Source organism: Candidatus Microthrix subdominans (assembly GCA_016719385.1).
GTDB classification, from domain to species: Bacteria; Actinomycetota; Acidimicrobiia; order Acidimicrobiales; family Microtrichaceae; genus Microthrix; species Microthrix subdominans.
The window spans coordinates 794,983-816,510 of sequence record JADJZA010000007.1; the positions used below are offsets into that span (position 1 = coordinate 794,983).

The 21,528-nt window shown below is 68.4% G+C and carries 23 protein-coding genes; 13 read left to right on the forward strand and 10 right to left on the reverse strand.

Features of this window, described 5'->3' with window-relative positions:
* Nucleotides 1-18: 18 nt before the first annotated feature.
* Genes IPN02_13845 through IPN02_13855 form a run of 3 tightly spaced genes read right to left on the reverse strand, consistent with a single transcriptional unit; the run spans nt 19 to nt 3,306 of the window.
* Nucleotides 19-1,575 carry a deoxyribodipyrimidine photo-lyase gene (locus IPN02_13845; protein MBK9297885.1) on the reverse strand — a complete coding sequence of 519 codons (1,557 nt, stop codon included), beginning with the start codon at nt 1,573-1,575 and terminating at the stop codon, nt 19-21.
* A 27-nt stretch (nt 1,576-1,602) separates the two neighbouring features.
* Nucleotides 1,603-2,181, reverse strand: coding sequence for a DUF4395 domain-containing protein (locus IPN02_13850; GenBank protein ID MBK9297886.1), 579 nt, complete (start codon nt 2,179-2,181; stop codon nt 1,603-1,605).
* A gap of 51 nt (nt 2,182-2,232) precedes the next feature.
* Nucleotides 2,233-3,306: a Rieske 2Fe-2S domain-containing protein gene (locus tag IPN02_13855; GenBank protein MBK9297887.1), complete on the reverse strand. Its 1,074-nt coding sequence runs from the start codon at nt 3,304-3,306 to the stop codon at nt 2,233-2,235.
* A 162-nt stretch (nt 3,307-3,468) separates the two neighbouring features.
* Here IPN02_13855 and IPN02_13860 point away from each other — a divergent pair, with 162 nt between their 5' ends.
* Complete coding sequence (locus tag IPN02_13860) at nt 3,469-4,134, forward strand: histidine phosphatase family protein (protein MBK9297888.1); 666 nt, start codon at nt 3,469-3,471, stop codon at nt 4,132-4,134.
* Nucleotides 4,135-4,374: 240 nt separating this feature from the next.
* Here the strand turns inward: IPN02_13860 and IPN02_13865 are convergent, their stop codons facing one another.
* From IPN02_13865 to IPN02_13875, 3 genes are read right to left on the reverse strand one after another with little or no spacing between them, the layout of a single operon-like run.
* A complete protein-coding gene (locus IPN02_13865; GenBank protein MBK9297889.1) occupies nt 4,375-5,541 on the reverse strand; it encodes a beta-lactamase family protein in 1,167 nt (388 codons plus the stop codon).
* A gap of 24 nt (nt 5,542-5,565) precedes the next feature.
* Nucleotides 5,566-6,054: an inorganic diphosphatase gene (locus IPN02_13870; GenBank protein ID MBK9297890.1), complete on the reverse strand. Its 489-nt coding sequence runs from the start codon at nt 6,052-6,054 to the stop codon at nt 5,566-5,568.
* Between the two features lie 29 nt (nt 6,055-6,083).
* Nucleotides 6,084-6,698 carry a TetR/AcrR family transcriptional regulator gene (locus IPN02_13875; protein ID MBK9297891.1) on the reverse strand — a complete coding sequence of 205 codons (615 nt, stop codon included), beginning with the start codon at nt 6,696-6,698 and terminating at the stop codon, nt 6,084-6,086.
* A gap of 84 nt (nt 6,699-6,782) precedes the next feature.
* On the opposite strand from IPN02_13875, the gene IPN02_13880 reads away from it, so the two are divergent.
* Nucleotides 6,783-7,760, forward strand: a complete 978-nt coding sequence (locus IPN02_13880; GenBank protein MBK9297892.1) for a polysaccharide deacetylase family protein — start codon at nt 6,783-6,785, stop codon at nt 7,758-7,760.
* Nucleotides 7,753-8,064, forward strand: coding sequence for a hypothetical protein (locus IPN02_13885; protein MBK9297893.1), 312 nt, complete (start codon nt 7,753-7,755; stop codon nt 8,062-8,064). The genes IPN02_13880 and IPN02_13885 overlap by 8 nt, the downstream gene beginning before the upstream one ends.
* A 31-nt stretch (nt 8,065-8,095) precedes the next feature.
* Here IPN02_13885 and folP read toward each other — a convergent pair whose 3' ends face one another.
* Nucleotides 8,096-8,995 (reverse strand): dihydropteroate synthase, encoded by a 900-nt coding sequence (folP, locus tag IPN02_13890; GenBank protein ID MBK9297894.1) that lies wholly within the window; start codon nt 8,993-8,995, stop codon nt 8,096-8,098.
* A 17-nt stretch (nt 8,996-9,012) separates the two neighbouring features.
* Entirely contained in the window at nt 9,013-10,599 is a 1,587-nt protein-coding gene (locus IPN02_13895; protein ID MBK9297895.1) for a DUF5317 domain-containing protein, read from the reverse strand.
* Nucleotides 10,600-10,690: 91 nt separating this feature from the next.
* Between IPN02_13895 and IPN02_13900 the strand changes: the two genes are divergently transcribed.
* The 4 genes from IPN02_13900 (at nt 10,691) to IPN02_13915 (ending at nt 14,724) form a co-directional block, all read left to right on the forward strand.
* On the forward strand, nt 10,691-11,569 hold the full coding sequence (locus tag IPN02_13900) for an enoyl-CoA hydratase/isomerase family protein (protein MBK9297896.1): 879 nt from the start codon (nt 10,691-10,693) through the stop codon (nt 11,567-11,569).
* A gap of 17 nt (nt 11,570-11,586) precedes the next feature.
* Nucleotides 11,587-12,333: an enoyl-CoA hydratase/isomerase family protein gene (locus IPN02_13905; protein MBK9297897.1), complete on the forward strand. Its 747-nt coding sequence runs from the start codon at nt 11,587-11,589 to the stop codon at nt 12,331-12,333.
* 174 nt (nt 12,334-12,507) lie between these two features.
* The gene (locus tag IPN02_13910; GenBank protein MBK9297898.1) at nt 12,508-14,259 is read left to right on the forward strand and encodes a VCBS repeat-containing protein; all 1,752 of its coding nucleotides are present in this window, start codon (nt 12,508-12,510) and stop codon (nt 14,257-14,259) included.
* Nucleotides 14,260-14,271: 12 nt separating this feature from the next.
* A complete protein-coding gene (locus IPN02_13915) occupies nt 14,272-14,724 on the forward strand; it encodes a HEAT repeat domain-containing protein (protein ID MBK9297899.1) in 453 nt (150 codons plus the stop codon).
* A 134-nt stretch (nt 14,725-14,858) separates the two neighbouring features.
* On the opposite strand, the gene IPN02_13920 is transcribed toward IPN02_13915, so the two are convergent.
* Nucleotides 14,859-15,398 (reverse strand): septum formation family protein, encoded by a 540-nt coding sequence (locus tag IPN02_13920; GenBank protein ID MBK9297900.1) that lies wholly within the window; start codon nt 15,396-15,398, stop codon nt 14,859-14,861.
* A gap of 28 nt (nt 15,399-15,426) precedes the next feature.
* Complete coding sequence (locus tag IPN02_13925) at nt 15,427-16,407, reverse strand: class E sortase (protein MBK9297901.1); 981 nt, start codon at nt 16,405-16,407, stop codon at nt 15,427-15,429.
* A gap of 105 nt (nt 16,408-16,512) precedes the next feature.
* Between IPN02_13925 and ccmA the strand changes: the two genes are divergently transcribed.
* Genes ccmA through IPN02_13955 form a run of 6 tightly spaced genes read left to right on the forward strand, consistent with a single transcriptional unit; the run spans nt 16,513 to nt 21,505 of the window.
* On the forward strand, nt 16,513-17,241 hold the full coding sequence (gene ccmA / locus IPN02_13930) for a heme ABC exporter ATP-binding protein CcmA (GenBank protein MBK9297902.1): 729 nt from the start codon (nt 16,513-16,515) through the stop codon (nt 17,239-17,241).
* Nucleotides 17,234-17,926, forward strand: coding sequence for a heme exporter protein CcmB (locus tag IPN02_13935; protein MBK9297903.1), 693 nt, complete (start codon nt 17,234-17,236; stop codon nt 17,924-17,926). Before ccmA ends, IPN02_13935 begins: the two co-directional genes overlap by 8 nt.
* Nucleotides 17,923-18,753, forward strand: a complete 831-nt coding sequence (ccsA, locus tag IPN02_13940; GenBank protein MBK9297904.1) for a cytochrome c biogenesis protein CcsA — start codon at nt 17,923-17,925, stop codon at nt 18,751-18,753. The genes IPN02_13935 and ccsA overlap by 4 nt, the downstream gene beginning before the upstream one ends.
* Entirely contained in the window at nt 18,750-18,950 is a 201-nt protein-coding gene (locus IPN02_13945; protein MBK9297905.1) for a hypothetical protein, read from the forward strand. Before ccsA ends, IPN02_13945 begins: the two co-directional genes overlap by 4 nt.
* Nucleotides 18,943-19,428: a cytochrome c maturation protein CcmE gene (locus tag IPN02_13950; protein ID MBK9297906.1), complete on the forward strand. Its 486-nt coding sequence runs from the start codon at nt 18,943-18,945 to the stop codon at nt 19,426-19,428. The genes IPN02_13945 and IPN02_13950 overlap by 8 nt, the downstream gene beginning before the upstream one ends.
* Nucleotides 19,429-19,465: 37 nt before the next feature.
* On the forward strand, nt 19,466-21,505 hold the full coding sequence (locus IPN02_13955; GenBank protein ID MBK9297907.1) for a heme lyase CcmF/NrfE family subunit: 2,040 nt from the start codon (nt 19,466-19,468) through the stop codon (nt 21,503-21,505).
* Nucleotides 21,506-21,528 lie beyond the last annotated feature (23 nt).

A 21,528-nucleotide genomic window follows, 5' to 3' on the forward strand; every position in this document is an offset into this window, starting at 1 on the left:
CGTGCCGTGCACTCCCGGTCACTTCGACGGGGTGTCGCCTCGGGCCTGACCGTACGCTGCCAGGGCCCGCTCACGAGCATCGCCGTGGTCGATCAGCGGCAGGGGATAGGTCGTCCCCAGCTCAACCCCGGCATCGGCCAACACCCCGGCCGGGGCCTCCGATGGGCGATGGATCCACTTCGGTGGCAGACCGGCCAACTCGGGCACCCAGGATCGAACGAACTCGCCGCGGGGATCGAACTTCTCGGCCTGGGTCGTCGGGTTGAAGACCCGAAAGTAGGGCGCCGCATCGGGGCCGGTGCCGGCCACCCACTGCCAGTTGCCGACGTTTTGGGTGGTGTCACCGTCGACGAGCAGGCGGCGAAAGTGGGCTTCGCCCAGGCGCCAGTCGACGAGCAGGTCCTTGACCAGAAATGACGCCACGATCATTCGCACCCGATTGTGCATCCAGCCGGAGGCGGCCAGCTGGCGCATGCCGGCGTCGACGATTGGAAACCCGGTCCTCCCTTGGCACCAGGCGTCGAACTCGTCGGGATCGTTCTGCCAGGGCAGCCGGTCGTACTCGCTACGCATCGCCCGGTCGGTCAGGTGCGGGTGGGCCCACAGCAGGTGGGCATACCAGTCCCGCCAGGCCAGCTGGCGGACGATCGCTGCGCCGCCCTCGACAGCGTCCGCTGGCGGCCCCTCCGAGTCGGAACCGCCGGTGGCGTGCCCCAGCGCCGACGCTGCGCGTCGCGGTGACAGGGTACCGTAGTGCAGGTCGGCCGACAGCTCGGTCGTGGTCGCCAGGTCGGGGCGGTCCCGCTCGTCCCGATAGCGGGGGGCACGCTGAACGGCGGCGCCCAAGCGACCAAGCGCCGCCTGGGATCCGCCGGAGTGATGCGGGACGTCGCCGGCATGGGGAAGATCGTCGATCGCCATCGTCTCGCCGGCGCCCCAGGCCGCTTGTGACGGCGGGCGGGTCACCTGCGGTGTGTCCTCGGCGAGGGGGTTGCGCTCCGGCCAGGCGTCCCACGGGGTGTCCCGCCAGCGCTTGTAGAAGGGCGTGAACACCTTGGACACCCCGCCGTCGTTCGTCGTCACCGACAGCGGCGGAAGCACCAACGTGCCCCAGTAGGTGTGAAAGGGCACAGGCTCGTTGCGATGGTGGCGGGCGGCTGGTGTCGAGGCCAGCGCCTGGTGGACCCGCTTGTCGCGACGGCGGCTACCCGGGGCGGCGTCCGCGTTGGCGTACAGTGCGCCCGCCTCCACCTCGCCGACCACGTGGGGCACGACGGAGGCCGGGTCACCGCGCCGCAACCACAGCTGGCCGCCCGCCGAAGCGAGCTCCTCGTCGAGGGCGCGCAGGTGCGCGCTCAGTTGGGCAAGGCGGTACGGGCCGGCAGGTTCGACGATCGCCGGATCGACCACGAACAACGCCGTGATTCGGCGGCACTTGGACACGGCGGCATCCCAGGCCGGATTGTCGACGAGCCGCAGGTCCTTGCGAAACCACACCACGCCGTGGTCGACCATGCCGTGCTCGGGCGCGCCACCGCCGGTTGCGCGGTCCTGGGGAGTGCCACCCTCAACCACGAGCGGCCGATTCGCAGCGCTTGTTGGTCAGGAGCGGGAGGCCGGTGCCCTGTCCTGCGCCTGGCGCAGTGGGCTGTCCTGCGCCGGGCGGACGCGTCCGGTTCGTGTCGGTCGGAGAGAGATGTCGGCACATTCCGGGCAGTCTGCCGCGGCGAACAAGCCGGCGTTGGCCAATCGTCCATAGGCGACGCACCCGAGGCACAGCGCGAACCCAGCTTCAAGTCCGGCGGCGACGGCGATCCCCGCAACCAGGGCGAAGCCGGCCCCGCTCCAGTCCAATCCCAGCCAAACGATGGCAGCCAGGCTCGACATGACGGTTCCGATTCCCTGGGCAAAGCGCTTGGGGGCGCCGGGCACCAACCGTGGTGAGCCGGGTAGACGGGGAGCCACCACCCGGGTGGCGAGCTGGCCAAGCGGGCTGAGGGTGGGGCCGGTGAGCACCCGGGCCCAGAACCCCAGTGCCAGCGGGATGACCATCCACTTGGCGCCGGTAAACCCGGCGGCGGTGCCGACGATGATCAGGCCGGTGAGGGCGAAGACGCCGGTGGCGACGCTGCGCGCCGCGAGTTCGTCGACCGGGTCGGGGAAGGTGAAGAGGGATCGCACCTCGAAACCCTACCTAGTTGACCAAGGTGGTCGGGTATTGCCCTCGGTTTGCTACTGCTTGAACGCCGGGTCGGGGGTACCGAACTTCTTCGAGGCGGTCAGCTCCCGCTCGTCCTCGGCCGGGAACGAGCCCGACGGCGGGAACACCATCGCCTCGGACTCCGTCGGCTCGACGTAAAACTGGCTGGCCCACTTGCGAAACTTCATGAACGGGCCGTCCCCGGGGGCCAACGCCGGCCGCACCAGGTGGGCCTTGTTCTCCCAGATCGGCTTGTCCTCGACCACCTGGCGGGACACCTCGTCGGCGAAAGCGGTGCCAACGGTCGATTCGAAGTTGGCGTCGCCCATGCGGCGCGTGACGAAGCTGAACTGCAGTTCGCACTTGTTGGCGCTGATCGGTGTGTTGCACCCCATGAGGACCGTGTCGATGATGCCGCTGAACCGGGTGATTGAGAAGCCCGGGCCCCAGCTGTCGGAATCGATCCGGCCGTCGACGACGCCCCGCGGCGTCGGGAACTTCTGGGCCGAGCGCATCGTGCTGCGATAGCCGTCGGTGTCGTATCGCTCGAGCTCGGGCACCATTTCGGTGTTGTGGACGTAGCGGAAGTGGGCGGCGTCAACACCGTTCTCGGCCAGCTCCTGCCACGGCGCCTCGATGGTGAACGAGCGGCGGATCGGCTCGGTCCACTCCTCGGTGTTCTCAAACTCCTCGACCTCGGGGAGCTCGAAGCTGGGGGGCTCGTCGTGGGGGTGATACCACGCAGCGATGGCGCCGTTGCGTTCGACGGTGGGGTATGGGGTCGCCACCTCCCGCTTGTTCACCCGATCGGCGTAGGGGATGTTGGTGTTGTGGCCCTCAGCGTCGAACCGCCAGCCGTGGAACGGGCACACGATCTCGCAGTTCTCGACCACGCCACCGTGCCCGAGGTGGGCGCCCAGGTGGGGGCAGAAGGCATCGTTGACGTGGGCCTCGCCGTCGTTGTCGCGCCACAGCACCAGGTGGCGGTCGAAGTACTCGAGTGGGACGACGTCGCCGATCTTCAGCTGCTCGGAGTACGCCATGGTGAACCAGCCGTAGGGCACCGGGAACGGTGAACGGGTCGTGGCAATGGGTCCGGTGACCATCTTGTCTCCTTCGAGCGCCCTGGGCGTCGCCAGGAACGAGGTCGGCAAAACTAGAACGTGTTCTCATTCTAGGGCTTCGGGGCCGTGTTGTCGCCTCCGAACCGGTTGGTGTTCCCGATGTCTCGCCGCTCGGTGCGGATGTAAGCGGCTAAAAACGATGCCATGACCGAGTCGTCGCCGATCCACCAGCGCCCCTATGTGCCACCGCCCGGTTCGGTGACCGTGACGTTGATCCGCCATGGCGCGTCCGCCCCGGTCATCCCGGGGCAACGCCACCCGATGTTCGCCGGTCAGGGCAACCCGGCGCTCGACCCGATCGGCGTAGAGCAGGCGCAGCGGACGGCCGAGGCCCTGTGCGAGCCCGGTCAGCGGCCCATCGATGCCATCTACACGTCGACGCTGGTGCGCACCCAGCAGACCGCCGAGCCGTTGGCGGAGCGTCTGGGCCTCACCCCGATCGCCCTGGCCGACCTGCGGGAGGTGTATGTGGGAGAGCTGGAGGGAGGTCTGTTGCGCGAGGCCGGTGCGGCGGGCGATCCGGTGGTCAAGGCGGCGATGCTCCTCGAGCGCTGGGACACGATCCCCGGCGCAGAGGCCGAGGAGGCGTTCTCCGAGCGCCTGGCCCGGGGCCTGGCCACCGCCGTCGAGGGGCGGCGAGACCAGCGGGTGGCGCTCGTCGTCCACGGCGGGGTGATCGCCCGCATGCTGGCCGACCTGACCGGGGCATCCAACTTCGCGTTCAAGGGTGCCGAGAACGGCTCGGTGTCCGAGTTCGTGCTGCTCGCCGACGGGCGTCGCTGGCTGCGCAGCTACAACGTCACGTACTGAGCGCCGACACCCGTGAGGTTGGGCATCGCCCGGACCCTGCTGTTCGGGTGGCCGGCCTACCTGCTGGTCGGCCTCACCGGATCCGAGCGCCGCGGTCGCAGTAACCACTTCTGGCCGGTCCAGCCCTTCGACACCGAGCTGTTTCCGGCTCGCTGGCACCGGCGGGTGTGGGCGTCGGCGGCCGGGGTAGCGGTCGTCGTCGGCCTGCGGGGTGACGGGCCTGGACCTGGGCGCATCGCGTCAGCCAGAGACCGAGTCGGCCACCTTCGACGCGATCGATATGGTGCGTCGCGCCTCGCGCAGGTTGTTGGCGTCGATGCCCGAGGTGACGAACCCCATCGACAGGCCGGTGTCGGGGTCGGCCCAGGAGATCTGGCCGCCGGCGCCGTTGTGCCCAAACGTCCGTGGTGAGCAGCCGGCGCCGAAGCCGCGCAGCGTGAAGTTGGCGTCGTCCCCGGCGATGATCAGCCCGGCGGACCGGTTGGCGGCGAAGCCGAGCATCGGGTCGGGCAAGTTGACGAGGATCTCCTGGGTGGCCAGGCGAAGCACTTCGGGATCCCACATCCCGTCGGGGTTGGCCATCAGCGCCTGGTAGTAGCGAGCCAGGTCGGCGGCGGTGGCCACGCCGCCCGCACCGGGTACGCCGACGGCCCGAACCCCCGGTTTGGCGAACATCGTGAGCACCTCGGGGGTGACCTCGCCCAGGTCGAAGCTGTCGGTGCCGAACACCGCCCGCAACTCGTCGGGGGAGGGCGGCTCGCCGACGGCGACCGGGTTGGCGATCGGGCCTTGAGCCTCGGGCGGCTGCCCCAGCCCGAACGTGAGCCCCAGCGGTCGGCACAGGCGCTCGTCGATCGCCTCGCCCAGGGGCTGGCCAAGAATCGCTTCGGCCACCGCCCCCAGTACCCAATGCCCGGACGTCGGGTGATACTCGAAGTGGGTCCCCGGCTCGGTGTCCAGGCGCCATCGGGCAAACGCCTCGTTGCGCCCCTCGGCCGAGTCCCAGAGCGGCGGTCCCAGCGGGGCGTGGGGAAAGCCGCCGGTGTGGGTGAGCAGGTGGGCGATCGTCACCGCGTTCTTGCCGTTGGCCCCGAACGACGGGACATAACGGGCGGCGGGATCGTCCAGAGCCAGGCGTCCCTCGCCGAGCAGCTGCCAGATCACCCCGCCGGTGAATGCCTTCGTGCACGAATACACCACGAAGCGGTCGGTGGTCGTCGCCGAGCCGAAGCTGACGTCGAGTATCAGTTGTCCGTGCCGGGCCACCGCCAGCTGAGCGGCGGGGAGTCGTCCCGTGTCGACCTCTGCCTGGATGCGGTCGGCCGCTCGCTGCAGGCCGGCCGGGTCGACGCCCAGCGACTCGGGATCGGCGGCGGTCCGCCCGGCGTCGGTCATGGGCACACGCATGTGGTCATGTCGAGCGGTGGGCGGTCAGCCCGGAAAGTTGGCTTGGGCCTCGGCAACGACGGCGAGTGCCTCGTCCCGGCTGTGCCAGCCACCAACCTTGACGTACTTACCCGGCTCGAGATCCTTGTACACCTCGAAGAAGTGGCTGATTTCGGCCAGCAGATGCTCGGGTAGGTCGCCGATGTCGCTGTACTGATCCTGGCGGTGATCGCCGTGCAGGACGCACAGGATCTTCTCATCGCGGCCTGCCTCGTCGTGCATCATCATCATGCCGACCACCCGAACCCGCAGGTGAACGCCGGGGTAGGTGGGCTCGCTGAGCAGCACCAACACATCGAGCGGGTCGCCGTCGTTGGCGAGCGTATTGGGAAAGAACCCGTACTCGACCGGATAGACCGTCGCCTGAAACAGCAGTCGGTCCAACCAGACGTCGCCGGTGTCATGATCGATCTCGTACTTGTTGCGCGACCCCCGGGGGATCTCGACGACAACCTCGAACCATTCGTCAGTCACCGGTGCAACCTAGCGCTTTGTCTCTCGGCTCAACGCCGGGGGTCGGCGGGGTGGTCCGGCAGTTCGGCCGCACGGATCCCGCGCAGGCCAAACCAGACGAGTTCGGACACCTGCGCTGCCAACTCGGCGTGGTCGATGCTGGCGGGTTTGGCGATCCAGCGCCGACAGGTGCTTTCGGCCATGCCGACGATGCCGTGGGCGAGCAGCACGCGACGCTCGCGGGTGAGGCCGCTGATCACGATGTTGTCGGCCACCAGGTCCGCAATCGCATCCTCCACCCGATGTGCTGCGGCCAAAAAGTCGGGTTCGCGCCGAGTACCGGCCGAGAAGAGCAGATCGAAGGCCGCCCGGTTGTGGTCGACCCAGGCGAAGTAGGCGTCGAAGCCATGCTCGAGCTGTTGGCGGGTGGAGGACTGGTCCACTGTCGCCTTGGCGATCACGCTGGACAGGTCGGCGCCGATCTCGGCGAGCAATTCCAGGAACAGCTCGCGCTTGGAGGAGAAATGTTGGTAGAGCACCGGCTTGGTGACGCCCGCCGCCTCGGCGAGGTCGTTCATCGAGGTCGCATGAAACCCCCGCTCGCCGAAGATATCGAGGGCCACGCCCAACAACTGGCGGCGGCGGGCTGCGGCGGGAAGGCGCATGGCCTCAGGATAGCTGTAGTTACCGCACGGTAACTACGGGTGGGGGCGGACGGCGAAGAGGTTGATCGGGGCTACGATGCCACCGTGTCCGGCGGAGTCAGCTTCACCATCGACGTGGAGGACCACTGGGCCGACCCCTTGGGGGAGCTGCGCTACGAGCAGCTGGCCTGGGAGGTGCTCGGCTGGTTGCAGGGCCTCGGGGTGCGCGGCAGTTGGTACTTCGTTGGGGAACTGGCTCAGCGTCACGGCGACCTGGTGGCCGCCGTCGCTGCTGCCGGCCACGAGATCGGTGTGCACGGGTGGACCCACACCCCGCTTCCCGAGCTGTCCCCACAACGGTTCCGCGACGACGTGCGACGGGCCAAGGGGGTGCTCGAAGACCTGGGCGGTAGCCCTGTCATCGGTTTCCGGGCCCCGACGTACTCGCTGGTGCGGGAGTCGTTGTGGGCCACCGACATCCTCGCCGAGGAGGGCTACGCCTACTCCTCGGGTGTGTCGTCGCGTCGCAACCCGCTCTGGTGGTACCCCGGAGTTCCGCCCCACCCGTTTCGTTGGCCCTCGGGGCTGCTCGAGACCTCGGGCGAGTTCGCCAGGGTCGGGCGCTACGTCTATTACTTCGGCGGGGGGACTTTTCTGCGGGCCACGCCCTGGTGGATGGTGCGCGAGGGCTTCGCCCGCTGGGCGGACGAGGGCGTTGCCTTTCTGTATTGCCACCCCTATGACTTCGATCCGGGCGAGGAACGCTTCCGGATCCCCGACGTTCCGGCGGTGCTCGCGCCCCTGCTGTGGGCCGGCCGCCGCAACACGTGGAGCCGGGTTGAGGCACTGCTGCAGAACGCTGCGGCACCGCTCGCAGAACGCTTGGACGAGGTGGCGGCGCTGGCCAGCGCCGGTCGGGCCGACCCGATCTCGCTGGCCGAAGACGGCACGGTCACCGGGGCGCGGCCCTGGGCCGGCCGTGGGGCGCTGCGGGTGCAGGCGGGATCGTCGCTCGGCGGGTTGCGCCACACCTGGCTGGGCCCGCGACCGGGCTCGCTACCAAAGGAGTTCTCCCATGGCTGATCCCGACGACGCCGCAATCCCTCCGACCGACCCAGTACCGCCGACCGACCCCGTGCTCGCCAAGCGAGCCCGGGCCTCGGAGCTGGCCAACCTGGGCAAGCGCCTCGGCTACTCGGTGATCCTCATCGCCATCGTCGTGTTTGCCATCGGCGTCATCACCGGCTTCGAGGAGTGGATGGTGGTCGTCGTCACCACCTGCCTGGCCTTGTCGGCGGTGTTCCTCGTGCCGGCGGTGATCGTTGGCTACGGAGTGAGCGCCGCCAACCGTGAAGAGCGGGAGGAACGGGCGCAGCGGGCCGGCTGAGCCGCCGTCCGCCGAAACCGGTCGCCCCTGCTCAGGCCCGCCGACGGCGCAGTTCGGGTGCCAGCCGGGCAGCAGCGTCCATCTGAGTGTCTCCCTCGAGATAGCGGCAGACGTCGAGGTAGCGCCGGGCCTCGGCCACATCGTGGAGGCGAAAGATGCGCTGGCCTCCGGATCGCAGGTGGCCGAGCACCGCCAGGGTGCCGGCCAGGCGCTGGTCGGGCGGCGACTCGGTCATGACGCCGATCACATCCTTGCGGGAGATCGCCATGAGAACCGGGACGCCCAGCGCATCGAACTCGGAGGCCCGTCGCAGGAGCTCCAGGCTCTGGGCCGGGGTTTTGGCCAGGTCGATGCCTGGATCGATGATCGTGGCCTCAAGGGCGCCCGGCACGGAGCCGAGCTCGTCGAGCTGAGCGCGGAAGTAGACGCCAACGTCCTCGACGACGTCGCCGTAACGATCGTTCTCGAGCAGCTTGGTCTTGGGGGCTCCAGGGTTGTGGGTGATCACGTGTAATGCGTCGTGGCGCACAGCCAGGGCGGCGAACTCGGCGTGTTGGGCGCCGATGATGTTGTTGAGCACGGACGCGCCGGCCTGCAGGGCAGCCTCGGCCACCTCCAGACGGTAGGTATCGACCGACAGCGGCACCTGCGGGAGCTCGGCGGCCAAAGCTTCGATCACCGGAAGCACGCGGGTGAGTTCCTCGTCGATGCTGATCTCGGCAACCGCTGGGGAGGCGGTCTGGCCACCGATGTCGAGCAGGTCGGCGCCAGCGTCGACCAATTCGGTCGCCTCTGCGATCACCGCTTCGGGGCCCATCGTGGCTCGCGGATCGGAAAACGAATCGGCGTTGGCGTTGACGATGCCCATGATCAACGGGCCGTCGTCGTGGGCGAGCAGGGAACCGTGCGGCCGGGCGGCTGCGGTGGTCATCGGTGCGGAGCAGCCGATCAGGAACCGTCGGCGGGTGACGGGTCGTCGTCGGAGCCGGAGGAGCTCTCGGCGTCGCGCGTCGGTCGGCGCCCCCTGGCCGACGCGGGCACCCGCCATCTGCCCGGCGACGAGTCTTCGGGCACCACGGCGGGGGTGGATTGCGTCTTGAGTGCCTCGTGTTCGGCGGTCAAGGTGCTGTCGTCCGGGACCTCGGGCTCGACGGTCGGCTCGGGCGGCGGCTCCGGTGGCGGAGCCGCCGGTTCGACGGGAGGAGCGACCGTCGCTGGCGTCGGGTTCATCGTTGGTCGGCGTCGGACCCCGCCGGGGCGGGTGCCGGGTTCGGGCCGGGACGCCGTGACCTCGGCTGGGGCTGCGGTGGGCGCTGGAGCTGAGATCGTCGGGGGGGCAGGTGCCGGAGCTGGAGCAGGTTCCGGTGCAGGTGCAGGTGCAGGGGTCGGTGCCAGCAGGTCAGGTGCCGAAGCGGGTACCGGTGCCGGTGCAGGCGTCGGTGCCGGAGTAGGTGCCGGGTCTCCGTCCGGCCACGGTTCGGACGTCTGGCGGGAATCGACCGCCCTCGACCAGCCAGGCGGCAGGTCGGCATCGTCACCCATCGTGTCCGGTCCGGGATCGGCCTCGCGTGGCGGAAGGGGCTCGAGGTCGACGACCGCCGACTCGCCGGTGTCGGGCCCCAGCCCCGACGGTGCCGGCCGGATATCGCCCTGGGTCGGGACCACCCGGCGGCGGGGTCGGCTGGCGGGATCCGGATCGGCCTTGCGTTCGCTCCGGGAGACGCGATGAACGATCACGCTCCCGTCGTCGTCGATGGAGTCCGAACCGCTCATGCCCTCGACCTGCGTCCCGACCATGTCGAGTTGGGCTGGCGCGTCGGCCGTGCGCATCGGCACCGGGCGGACGTTGCCGGAGCTGCCCATCGACACGTGCTCGACCTCCACCCCATGGGTGTTGTCCGCCGGGCCCTGGCCCAGCGTCTCCAGGGCCTCCTGATAGGTCGCCAGCGTCACCCGTGGGCTGCGCTTTGGCGGTGCGGGGCCACCGATTCGCACCTGCCGCCGACGGAGGATGGCCTGGGTCACCAGGGTGACCCCAACGAGGGCGATCAGGTCGCCAAAGGAGATCACCAGACCGAACGGAAGCGGGATGACCGCGCCGAGTGGGGTGACGAGGTCTTCGGAGGTAGCCAGATGGCGCGGACCGGTCAGCTCGACGGTGCCCACTTCCGCCTTGGTCATCGCGCCGGAGGAGACCATGGCGTCGGTCGAGACCGGAGTTCCGCCGTTGACCAGCATGGGGACGAGGTTCATGGCCAGGCCGACGGCGACGAGCACCATGCCTCCGACGCGTCGGTTCATCCAGGCCACGTACACGAGGGCGGCGACCGAGGCCAGGCCAAGAACGAACGGGAACACCCCGGTCCAGCCGAACGCATCGGCGACCACTTGGACGACGATCGCACCGACCGCCACCTCCCACGCGGCGGGTCGCCACTGGAGAAGGTTTCCAATGTTGCCGCCGCCGATCAGCCCGATGCCGATGCCCAGGAGGATGGCGAGCAGCACGGGCAGCAGTGCCAAGAGCGCCGACATGGGGGGCAACGCTAGTTCACCCCGACACCGGCGGGCGGCACCCGTCGGCCGAAGCGCTGCGCCGAAGCGGTGACCTGGTTACGGTGCAACCGTGAGCGAACCGACCGACCAGCGACGATCCGACCGAGCGGCGCCACCACCCGCCTCCGGCGTGCCCGCAACCGATGGGTCCGCCGCCGATCTGCCCGGCGCCGGCATCGACGGCCTCGCCGTCGAGCTCGACGGGCGCACGCTGTGGGTCACCCTCGACCGCCCGAAGCAGCGCAACTCGTTGACCTGGGCGATGATCACCGGCCTGAAGACGATCTTCGAACAGGTCCGTAGCGATCGTCGGGTGGGCGCAGTCGTGCTGACCGGTGCCGGTGATCGGGCCTTCTGCTCCGGGGCCGACCTGTCGGGGATGACCGGCGGCTCGGCCTTTGAGATGCATGAGTCCCGGGGGCAACTGCCCGCCCTGTTCGAGGCGATGTGGGCAAGCGGCACCCCGACGATCGCCGCGGTCAGGGGTTACTGCCTGGCCGGAGGCATGGGACTGGCCCTCGCCTGCGACCTGGTCGTCGTCGCCGATGACGCGGTGTTCGGCACCCCGGAGATCAACGTGGGCCTCTGGCCCTATGTGATCTCGGTGCCGCTCCTGCGTTCGATGCCGCCCAAGCGGGCCCTCGAGCTGATGATGACCGGCCGCCGCATCGACGCCGCCGAAGCCGATCGTTTCGGGTTCGTGGCCCGTCTGGTCGCCGTCGACGAGCTTCGCAGCGCCACGACCGAGCTGGCGAGGGGCCTGTCGGAGGCGCCGACCGGGGTGATGGCGCTGGGCCGCGACTCGTTCTACCGGGTGGTCGACGCCTCGGCGACCGACGCCCTCGCCCACCTGCAAGCGATGTTGAGCCTAGGTTCGTCGCTCGACGATGCCACCGAGGGCACAACCGCCTTCCTCGAGAAGCGCCGACCGAACTGGAGTGGATCGTGACCGAACCGACCGAACAGATGCCGGCCCCAGATGCCGTCGTGCTCAGCGAGCGCCGTGGCGACGTCCAGCTGATAACGATCAACCGGCCCCGGCGGCGCAACGCCCTCGACGCCGAGGCGGTCGAGGCCCTTCACCAGGCGATTGACGCCGCCGCCGAGTCCGCACCGCGGGTGTTGGTGCTCACCGGCACCGACGGCCATTTCTGCGCCGGTGCCGACATCACCACCACCGAGGACCCCGACTACACGGTTGGTCTGCGCCACATGCTCGACGCGCTGGTCGGCCTGAGGTTCCCGACCGTGGCCGCTATCGCGGGATCGTGCATGGGCCTGGGCGTGCAGCTGGCCCTGTCGGTCGACCTCCGGGTAGCGAGCGAGGATGCTCGCTTTGCTGTGCCGGTGGCGCGGCTTGGCCTGCTGACGGACCATCAAACGCTCCAGCGCTTGACGTTGGCGGTCGGCTGGGGGATGGCGCGTTCCATGGTGCTTGCGGGTGACGTGTTGAACTTCGACGATGCCTGGCGCCTCGGTTTGGTGCAGCGGCGCGGCGACCTGGACGATGCGTTGGCGTGGGCCGCCGACATGGCCACCCTGGCGCCGCTGTCCCAGGCCGGCGCCAAGCTGGGTCTCGATCTGCTGGAGAAGCCGGTCGCCGACCACCCCCGCTACCGGGAGGCATTTCTGGCGGCCTGGGCCTCTGAGGACCTCGCCGAGGGTCGGGCGGCGTTCGCCGAGCGGAGGACCCCGACCTTTCGGGGCCGGTGACCCGCACTGCCAACAAAGCTTCCAGTCCGCCACAAATACCGTCAGGGAGGTGAAAGGGTCGAGTCCTGGTCGAGACTCATGACGCCAAACGGGTTGACTGTATGTGCTCAGAGGCGCATAATGCAGTTACCGCTTCATCACGCTGGACGCGTTCGGAGCTGTGGGGGGATTCAGATGTCTCGACACGATGATTTCGATGGTGACGGACGGGCCGAGCTGCTGGTGTCGAGTCCTTGGGGCATCGGGCTGTTGGAAATGTTGGGCAGCGCCTTCAATGCTCCCATGATGGCGCCGAACGGCACCCGATTCGGTGGCTGGAACCTGCAGACCGGCGATAACCGGTTTGGGCCGGTCGGCGACTTCGATGGAGACGGACAGGCGGAGATCGTGTTCTCCAGCCCATGGGGCCTCGGGGTCCTCGAACAGCGGAAAAACACGTTCGCACCCCTGATGATGGCGCCGAACAGCACCCGATTCGGTGGCTGGAACCTGCAGACCGGTGACAACCGGTTTGAAAAGGTCGGCGACTTCGATGGTGATGGACGTGCCGAACTCCTGATTACGAGCCCGTGGGGCGTGGGGATCCTGGAGCTTGCTGGGTCGACGCTCGCCGCTCCCATGATGGCGCCGAACGGCACGCGATTCGGTGGCTGGAACCTGCAGACCGGCGATAACCGGTTTGGCCCCGTCGGCGACTTCGACGGCGATGGACGGGACGAGATTTTTGTCTCCAGCCCGTGGGGTGTGGGGATTCTGCAAATGCAGGGGAACACCTTGCGGCCGCTCATGATGGCTCCGAATGGGACGAGGTTTGGCGGCTGGCTACTCAACACCCGCGACAACTTCTTTCGGATTGCGGCCGACTTTGACGGAGACGGCCGTGTGGAACTGCTCGTGACCAGCCCTTGGGGAATCGGGATTCTTGAGTTCACCGGCGGCACCCTCGGAGCGGTCACGATGGCATCCAACGGCACCCGATTAGGAGGGTGGATCGTCGACACCACCAACAACCGCTTCGGCCCTGCAGCGGACTACGACGGGGACGGCCGTGCGGAACTCTTGATGTCCAGCCCATGGGGGATCGGCACACTCGAGCTGAACGGCGGGGCGTTCACATCGCCGCTTATGGCCGCCAACGGAACCCGCGTGGGCGGCTGGGTGGTCGACACCCGCAACAATCGGTACGGACCTGCAGCGGACTACGACGGGGACGGGCGGGCTGAACTGCTCGCTACGAGCCCTTGGGGTCTCGGTGTGCTCGAGCTGACCGTCCCCGGGGGTGGTTCGCCGGTCATGGCTCCCAACGGCACTCGCTTCGGCGGGTGGAACCTGCAGACCGATGACAACCGATTCGGCGTCCGCCGCTCCTGCTTCGACCATGTGGTCGTCCACTTCAAGATGCTCGTCGCGCCGTCCGCCGCGCTCACCACGTTCATGGACAGGCAGTACAAGGCGATGGAGGACCTGTTCGCCGACTACGGCGTCGCAACCTACCGAGGAACGACAGAAGACCTCAGTGCTGATGCCAGACTAGCGGGCGTAGTCGACCTCGATGTCGGCGCCTGCACCCGCGGAAACCCAACGGCGGAGCACAATGCGCTCTTCGCTAACCGAAACGGTGTGAGGGCCAACGAGCTCGTCGTGTACGTCGTCCGCACCTTGAATAGCAGCGCGTCGACCAACCTTCTTGGGTGTGCCACCCACCCGAACAACCAGCCGGGATGCGCTGTCGTGCAGGCGAACGCCCGTTGGCTGGTGGCCCACGAAATCGCGCACGTGCTCGGGCTTCGCCACTGGCCGAAAACGCCAACAACCAACAGCCAATACCTGATGTTCCCCAACGTCGGATGGACCGATACTCCGCCGGACATCGTCCAGACGGAGGTAGCAACCATGGTGGACTCGCCCCTAACCCGGGCCTTCTGAAAGGGGATGGAGATGGCCTTGAACATGCCGGAGTTGCGATTGCGTCTCAGCTCGATCGAGGGCGACCCGCAAATGTACGTCGACCTTGGCCCCGACGAAGTCCCTCTCCTGGTGGAACTCCTCAACGACGAGGAAGCGTGGATGGCGTCGCGTGCGGTGTACGCACTGACGAGAATCGCGACGCCGGAGGCCGTAGATGCGATTCACGAGGCGAGCGCCAGTCCCCGTGGCGAGGTCCGTGTCGCAGTAGCGGCCAGCGCGAACCTGCTCCCAGTTCCGGAGGCCGACCAGGTCCTCACCAGACTGCTCGCGGATCCGGATGTCGGCGTGCGGAAGTACGCCATCGGTTCCGTGATGCCCGACAGCGATGCGAGTCTCAAGCAGCTGGTCATCGACATTTCCGACTCGGACGACGCTGTCCTCAAGGGCACGGCAGAATCCCGGGCACGCGACCTGGGCCTGTGAGCCGTCGACGTGGTCGGTGAACGTGCATTGTGGGTCGAATCAAGGAGTTCCGATCACCCTGGCTGACGCTGCGGGCCTTGCGTGAAGCGCAAGGGTCCGACCACCTGACGAACACCGCCCCGGGACAACGCCGCCTAGACGCCGGAGCCCTCCATCGATCCCGTCAGGTCCGCCTGGCTGCGGTGAAAGAGCACGCAGCTGAGCTTGCGGTCGTTGCCCTTCTCCCACGAGACCGACGTGGGAAACCAGGTCTCGATGTCGAGATCGGAGTCGCGCCACACCTGGCCGACGAAGCCCTCGAAGCGCTCGAAGCAACGCTCCTCGGCGAAGTTTCGCACTGCGTCGTCGCCCGGGTAGCCGTCGGACAGGCCCTCGTTGAAGCTGTCCGTGGCGTACACCTCGTACTGATGCGCCTGCTCGCAGGGTAGGAGCAGCACCATGATGTCGCGTTGGCTCGGATCGGGCGCCGGGTCATAGCAGTCGCCGAGCTCCAGGTTCTCCACCCCGCCCGGCACCGCTCCATCCGCCGGCTGGGACAGGTCGCGCTCGGTCGGCTTGGCCTCGGTCGTCGTCGTGGCCTCGGTCGTCGGCGGGATGGGCACGGCGTCGCCCCCACCGCCGCAGCCGGTGAGCAGCACAGCGCTCAACGCCACGAGGGCCGCCACGTTCCGCATTGGTCCTCCGGTCATCGCAGGCCCGGGGTCACAGGCTGGGAATCCAGTTGTTGATCCAGGTGAACGCAAACCACAGGCAGAAGGCGAACGGCGGCAGGGCCACCAGGTAGACGATCCAGCGTTTGGAACCGACGAACAGCCCGACGCCGAAGGCCACCAACCAGATGCCGAAGGTGGCGCCGGTCCAGGCGAGAACCTTGGGCAGGTGCTCGGGATGCCAACCGAGATCGTCCAGCTGGTCGGTCGCCCCCTCCGCCAACTCCACGCCGGCCTCACCGGCCACCTCGGTGCCCTTGGCCTGGTTGCCCTTGGTCGTCGCCGCCGGGTTGCCCACCAGCTCGGCCGCGACGATGATCCGTTCGGCGGCGGAGTACTTGGGGTGGCAGGCGGTGAGCGTCAGGCGGTTGTCGCCCTTGTCCTCGAGTACCGATACGTCCGAGGGGGGCACGATCCAGTGGGCCGGGCCCTTCTCGCCGGAGAAGTCGGCCGGCGGCGGCAGCACCCGGTAGGTGAACTCGCCCTGGCGAGTGAACACGCTGATCAGGTCACCCGGCACCAGCTCGTCGATGCGGTGGAACGGTGAGCCGTAGGTCACCCGGTGACCGGCGATCGACGCGTTGCCCTTCTGCCCCGGGAACGGCGTCCCCAGGTAGTGCCCCGGACCCTTCTTGAGGTCGTCCTTGTCGGTGCCCTCGACGAACACCTTGCGCATGTCGATGCCCGCCTTATTGAGGTTCGGCTTGAACTGGATGATGCCCAGGCTTTCCCCTTCTTCCGGCTTGGGGAGTTCTTTGGTGTCGGCCGGGTCGATTTTGCCCAGGCTGGCTGCGACCTCGCCGAGGTCTTGGTCGGCCGCTGCCGAGTCGGAGGTCAGCTGGCCGGCGAGCTCGTTCTGTGCGTTCGATTCCTCCAGCCCGGTACCCCACAGCTGGAACGCGACGAACAGAAAGGTGATCACGCCGAGCGAGATCATCGTTTTACCCAAGCCGGAGAGGAAGCGGGCCAACATCGTTTCAACTCTAGGTGGGCCACCGGAGCGGAAGGCACAGGCTCGGACGCCGTTCTCAGGCCCCGCTGAGGTCGGTGGGCGCTCGACGCCTACGATGGACTGTCCATGGCCCCCGTTGTCCAGCTCTCCTCGGCGGTCGCACTGCTGGGCAGGTTCCCGGCGCTGGCCGGTGTCGATCTGACGCTTGAGCAGGGTGAGGTCGTTCTGTTGCAGGGGCCCAACGGCGCCGGCAAGACCACGTTGCTGCGCGTGTGTGCCGGTTTGGTGCCGGTCGTCGAGGGCACCGCCGTCGTGCTCGGTTCCGACCTGGTGGCCGACCCCACGACCGTGCGTCGTCGGGTGGGATACCTCGGTCATGGGTCGGGTCTGTACCCGGACCTGACCATCGCTGAGAACCTGCGCTTTTGGTCGAAGGCGGCCGGCATCGATCTCGGCCCCGACGATGCCGCCCTCGAGGTCGTCATCGATCGGCTCGGACTTGGCGGTCGGCTGACCGACCTGGCGGTGGCACGGCTCTCCGAGGGTCAGCGCAAGCGGACCGCCCTGGCCGCACTGGTTTTGCGCCGACCGGAGCTGTGGCTGCTGGACGAACCCCACGCCGGCCTCGACCGGGCGGGACGGGACCTGACCGACGAGCTGATCCGAGAGGCGGCGGCTGCCGGGGCCACCGTAATGATGTCAAGCCACGAACTCGATCGTGCCCGCACCGTCGCCGGCCGGATCGTCACCGTCGCCGGAGGCGTCGTCGTCGCCGACCCGAACCCTGCTGACCCGAACCCTGCTGACCCGTTGCCCGATCGGGCTCGGCTCGACTCGGCGGTGACCGATGGCTGACGCGACCCGCCGTGTTTTTCGAGATGCAACCCTCCTCGCCGGCAAGGACCTGCGCCTCGAGGCGAAGTCCCGGGTGGGGCTGGCCCAGGTGCTGCCCTTCGGCGTGCTCGTGCTCGTCGTCATGGCCTTTGCCCTCGATGCCGAGAGCCGCCTGCTCATCGAGGTGTCGCCAGGACTGTTCTGGGTGACCGTCACCTTTGCCGCCGTCCTGACCGTCGGCCGTTCGGCCGCACTCGAGATCGAACCCGGAGTGGACGACGCGCTGCGCCTGTCCGGCATCGCCCCGATGGCGATGTTCCTCGGCAAGTGGATCGCCGTCGCCGTGCAGCTGCTCGTGTTGGAAGCGGTCCTGGTGGCGGCGATGGCGGTGCTCTACCGAACGCCGTTGTCGGGGCCGGCGCTCGGTATCGCCACGATGGTGACCGCCACGGCAGGCATCGCTGCGGTCGGTACGCTGCTGGCGGCGCTCGCCTCGACAACCCGGGGACGGGAAAGCCTCATTCCCCTGTTGACGTTGCCGGTGCTCGCCCCGGTGCTGATCGGTGCAACCCGTGCCACGGACGTGGCGTTGGGTGGCTCCGACGGAACCGGCGGATGGCCCTGGGTGGCATTGCTCGGGGTGTTTGCACTCAGCTATGTGTCGCTTGGCGTGCTGGCCTACCGGCCGCTGATGGAGGATTCATGACAGCTACTCGAACCGGTTCGGCCGCCGATGTCCGCACCGACGCTCCGCAGGGCACCGGCTCGACCGCCACCCGCGTGCTCGGCGTCTTCGTCGTCGTCGGCGGTGTGCTGCTGGCGGTGCTCGGCCTGGCGGTCACCAAGCCTGACGTCGACCTGGGCGAGCGGATGCGACCGATCTACGTCCACGTTCCCACCGTCTCCGCGGCCTACCTGCTGTTCGTCGTCAACGCCATCGGCTCGGCGATGTGGCTGTGGCGCAAGTCCCGGTTCTGGGACCAGCTGGCAGCGGCCGCCGCTGAGGTAGGGCTCATCTTCCTGGGCCTCACGCTGCTCACCGGGTCGTTCTGGGGTCGCATCACCTGGGGCGTCTACTGGGACTGGGATGCCCGGCTCACCTCGACCTTGGTGATGTTCCTCGCCTACCTGGGATATGTCGCCCTCCGCGGGTCGATCCTCGACCCGACGACCCGGGCCACCCGAGCCGCCGTGCTCGGCATCGGCTCGGCGCTGTTGATCCCGCTCGTGCACAAGTCGGTCGACTGGTGGCGGTCCTACCACCAGGGCTCGACGCTCTTCGGTGAGCTCGACCCGTCGATGGGCGGCCTGCAGCTGTTCACGCTGTTTCTGGGCCTGAGCGTCGGCATGGCCCTGGCGGCCTGGCTTCTCATCCACCGGTTCCGCGTCGGATGGCTGACGCTCCAACTTGAAGAGGGCGGGTTGACCGAGGCGATCGACGCCCGTCGTGCCGAGGCTGCGTCGGCTGCCGATGGCATCGAGCGCCCATCCCAGGGGGTCACCACTGCCCCAGCCGAGGAGGCAAAATCGTGAGCGCATTCCTGGCCCAACAGATCACCGGTGCCGACCCGTGGCCCCTGATCTGGGCATCGTTTGCGGTGACCTTCGGCACCTTCGGGGTGTACGCGGCGGTGCTCGTACGGCGAGGTCGCCGGCTGAGCCGCGAGGTGCCACCCGAGCGACGTCGTTTCCTCGTCCAGGGGGGCCATGATGGGACGTCCCATGGCTGACAACTCGCTCGACCTCACCCCCCGAACCGGCCCCGACGATGCCGTCCCGCCCCGCAGCCGGTCCAGTCGGCGCGCCTGGGGTTTCGTCGGCGTCGTCGTGCTCGTTGGCTTGGTTGTCGCCGTCGTGATGGGTCTGTCCGACGCCACGATGTTCTTCCGCAACGTCGACGAGGCGGTGGCCGAGCGAGCCGAGCTGGGTGATCAGCCGTTCCGCATGCAGGGGTCGGTGATACCCGAGAGCGTCACCAAGACCCCCAACGGCGTCTCGTTCGACCTGACCTACAACGGTGCCACCGCCAGCGTGGCCCACTCGGGCAGCGAACCGGCACTGTTCGAGAACACCGACATTCCCGTGGTCGCCGAAGGCCGCTGGAAGGGCGACGTGTTCCAGAGCGAGCGGCTGGTCATCAAGCATGACGAGAACTACGACGAGGAAAACCCCGACCGGATCGACGCAGCCCGCGACGCCGGGCGATGAGTAACGGATCCACCTCGCTGAGCTGCGGTTCCCGCTCGTGAGCAACGTCGCCCTCGGGCGTTTGGGCATCACGATCGGCATGGTTGCCGCGGCCATGGGTGCCATCGGCACCGCCTTCGGCATCATCAGGCACCGACCAGCCATGGTGCAGTCGTCGCGCACCTATGCCTGGGCGGTGCTCGCCGGAGCCATCACAGCGGTGATTGCCATGGAGCGGGCCCTGATCACGCGCGACTTCTCGGTGAAGTACGTCGCCGAACACGGCAGCTCCGCCACCCCGCCCCTGTTCAACGTGGCGACGATGTGGTCGGCGCTCGAGGGATCGATCCTGCTGTGGGTCATCATCCTGTCCGGGTACCTGGCGTCGGTGGCGTGGCGCTTCCGCAAGCGCATCGACGACGAGCTCGTCGGTTGGGCGATGGTCACGCTGTTCGCGATCGCCCTGTTCTTCTTTCTGCTGTTGCTGGGGCCGACCAACCCGTTCGTGTCGACGACGGTGCCGCCCGGGTTCGACGGCCCGGGCCCCAACCCGCTGCTGCAGAACCACATCCTGGTCGCCTTCCACCCGCCGCTGCTCTACCTGGGCTACGTCGGGTTCTCCGTGCCCTTTGCCTTTGCCATCGGGGCGCTGATCACCGGGCGGCTGGGCGAGGGCTGGCTGATCGAGACCCGTCGCTGGACGCTGCTTGCCTGGGGCGCCCTCACCGGCGGCATCATCCTGGGCGCCTGGTGGAGCTACGAGGTTCTCGGCTGGGGCGGATACTGGGGGTGGGACCCGGTCGAGATCGCGTCGTTCATGCCCTGGTTGACCGGGACCGCCTTCTTGCATTCCGTGCTGGTCCAGGAGCGTCGGGGCATGTTGCGGGTCTGGAACCTGGCGCTGCTGTGCTCGACGTTCGCGCTGACGATCTACGGCACCTTCCTCACCCGGTCCGGCGTGGTCAACTCGGTGCACGCCTTCTCCGAGGGCACGGTGGGCCCGATGCTGCTCGGCGCGTTCGGCATGGTCGTGGCGCTGTCGATCGGGCTGATCGCCTGGCGGGGCGATCTGTTGCGGGGCGAGGGCCGGATCGATCGGGCCATGTCCAAAGAGGGGGCGCTGCTGGCCAACAACATCCTCTTCGCCGCCTTCACGTTCGTCATGTTGCTCGGCACGACATTTCCCCTGGTCGTCGAGGCGCTCAACCGGGGCACCCTGTCGATCGGTGAGCCGTACTTTGAGCGGATGTCGGGCCCGATCGGGCTGGGCCTGCTCGCGTTGATGGCGGTGGCGCCCGTGTTGCCCTGGCGCAACGCCGCCCCGGAGCTGTTGTCCAGACGGTTGCTGTGGCCGGCCTGGAGCGGTGCCGCAGCGCTGGTGATCGCCCTGGTGCTGGGGGCGAGGGGCCTGATGCCGTTGGTGGCGATCGGGCTGGCCGGGTTTGCCGGGGGTACCGCCGTGCGGCACCTCATCCTCGCCGTGCGCCGCCACGGGGTCAGCGGGCTTTTCGGTCGGTCCTCGGGCGGCATGGTGGTGCACCTGGGGCTGGTCGTCGTCGCGCTGGCCTTCACCGTGAGTTCCGCCTACGCCAGCAATGGCCAGTTCACGATGTCCGAGGGGGACACGGTGGAGCTGGCGGGGCATACGCTCACCTACGAGGGCGTCGTCCAGCGCGACCTGCCCCAGGGGCTCGAGTACACGATGGCGGTTCGCATCGACGACCAGGTGTACGAGCCCAAGGTCACCCGTTTCGCCTCCAGCGGTCAGGTGATCGGCACGCCGTCGGTGAAGACCGGCCTGCGCCGCGACATCTACCTGGCCGTGTCGGCGCCGCCGACCGAGTCCGAGCCCCGCATCACGCTGCGGGTGATCATCCAGCCCGGCGTGTCGTTCCTGTGGATCGGTGGCATGGTGATGGTGATCGGCACGGCGATGGCCGCCGTTCCGGAGGCGGGCCGGGCCCGGCGTCGCGGCATCTCAACGGTCGATGATGGACCGGCAGGGCGCGCTCCCATCGAGGGGGGTCCGATCGACGATCCGGTGGACGCCGACGCCGAACCGATCGGCGTGGGCGCAGCCGAGCCTCCGGCCCCGTGAGCACGACCGTGCGGCCGGGTTCC

Coding starts and splice junctions, on each gene's coding strand:
- folP (MBK9297894.1), bottom strand. CDS start 8,995: ATGACCACCGCAGCCGCCCGGCCGCACGGTTCCCTGCTCGCCCACGAC.
- IPN02_13935 (MBK9297903.1), top strand. CDS start 17,234: ATGGCTGACGCGACCCGCCGTGTTTTTCGAGATGCAACCCTCCTCGCC.
- IPN02_13895 (MBK9297895.1), bottom strand. CDS start 10,599: ATGTCGGCGCTCTTGGCACTGCTGCCCGTGCTGCTCGCCATCCTCCTG.
- IPN02_13875 (MBK9297891.1), bottom strand. CDS start 6,698: ATGCGCCTTCCCGCCGCAGCCCGCCGCCGCCAGTTGTTGGGCGTGGCC.
- IPN02_13950 (MBK9297906.1), top strand. CDS start 18,943: ATGGCTGACAACTCGCTCGACCTCACCCCCCGAACCGGCCCCGACGAT.
- IPN02_13920 (MBK9297900.1), bottom strand. CDS start 15,398: ATGCGGAACGTGGCGGCCCTCGTGGCGTTGAGCGCTGTGCTGCTCACC.
- IPN02_13860 (MBK9297888.1), top strand. CDS start 3,469: ATGACCGAGTCGTCGCCGATCCACCAGCGCCCCTATGTGCCACCGCCC.
- ccmA (MBK9297902.1), top strand. CDS start 16,513: ATGGCCCCCGTTGTCCAGCTCTCCTCGGCGGTCGCACTGCTGGGCAGG.
- IPN02_13905 (MBK9297897.1), top strand. CDS start 11,587: ATGCCGGCCCCAGATGCCGTCGTGCTCAGCGAGCGCCGTGGCGACGTC.
- IPN02_13865 (MBK9297889.1), bottom strand. CDS start 5,541: ATGCGTGTGCCCATGACCGACGCCGGGCGGACCGCCGCCGATCCCGAG.
- IPN02_13855 (MBK9297887.1), bottom strand. CDS start 3,306: ATGGTCACCGGACCCATTGCCACGACCCGTTCACCGTTCCCGGTGCCC.
- IPN02_13925 (MBK9297901.1), bottom strand. CDS start 16,407: ATGTTGGCCCGCTTCCTCTCCGGCTTGGGTAAAACGATGATCTCGCTC.
- IPN02_13885 (MBK9297893.1), top strand. CDS start 7,753: ATGGCTGATCCCGACGACGCCGCAATCCCTCCGACCGACCCAGTACCG.
- IPN02_13915 (MBK9297899.1), top strand. CDS start 14,272: ATGGCCTTGAACATGCCGGAGTTGCGATTGCGTCTCAGCTCGATCGAG.
- IPN02_13910 (MBK9297898.1), top strand. CDS start 12,508: ATGTCTCGACACGATGATTTCGATGGTGACGGACGGGCCGAGCTGCTG.
- ccsA (MBK9297904.1), top strand. CDS start 17,923: ATGACAGCTACTCGAACCGGTTCGGCCGCCGATGTCCGCACCGACGCT.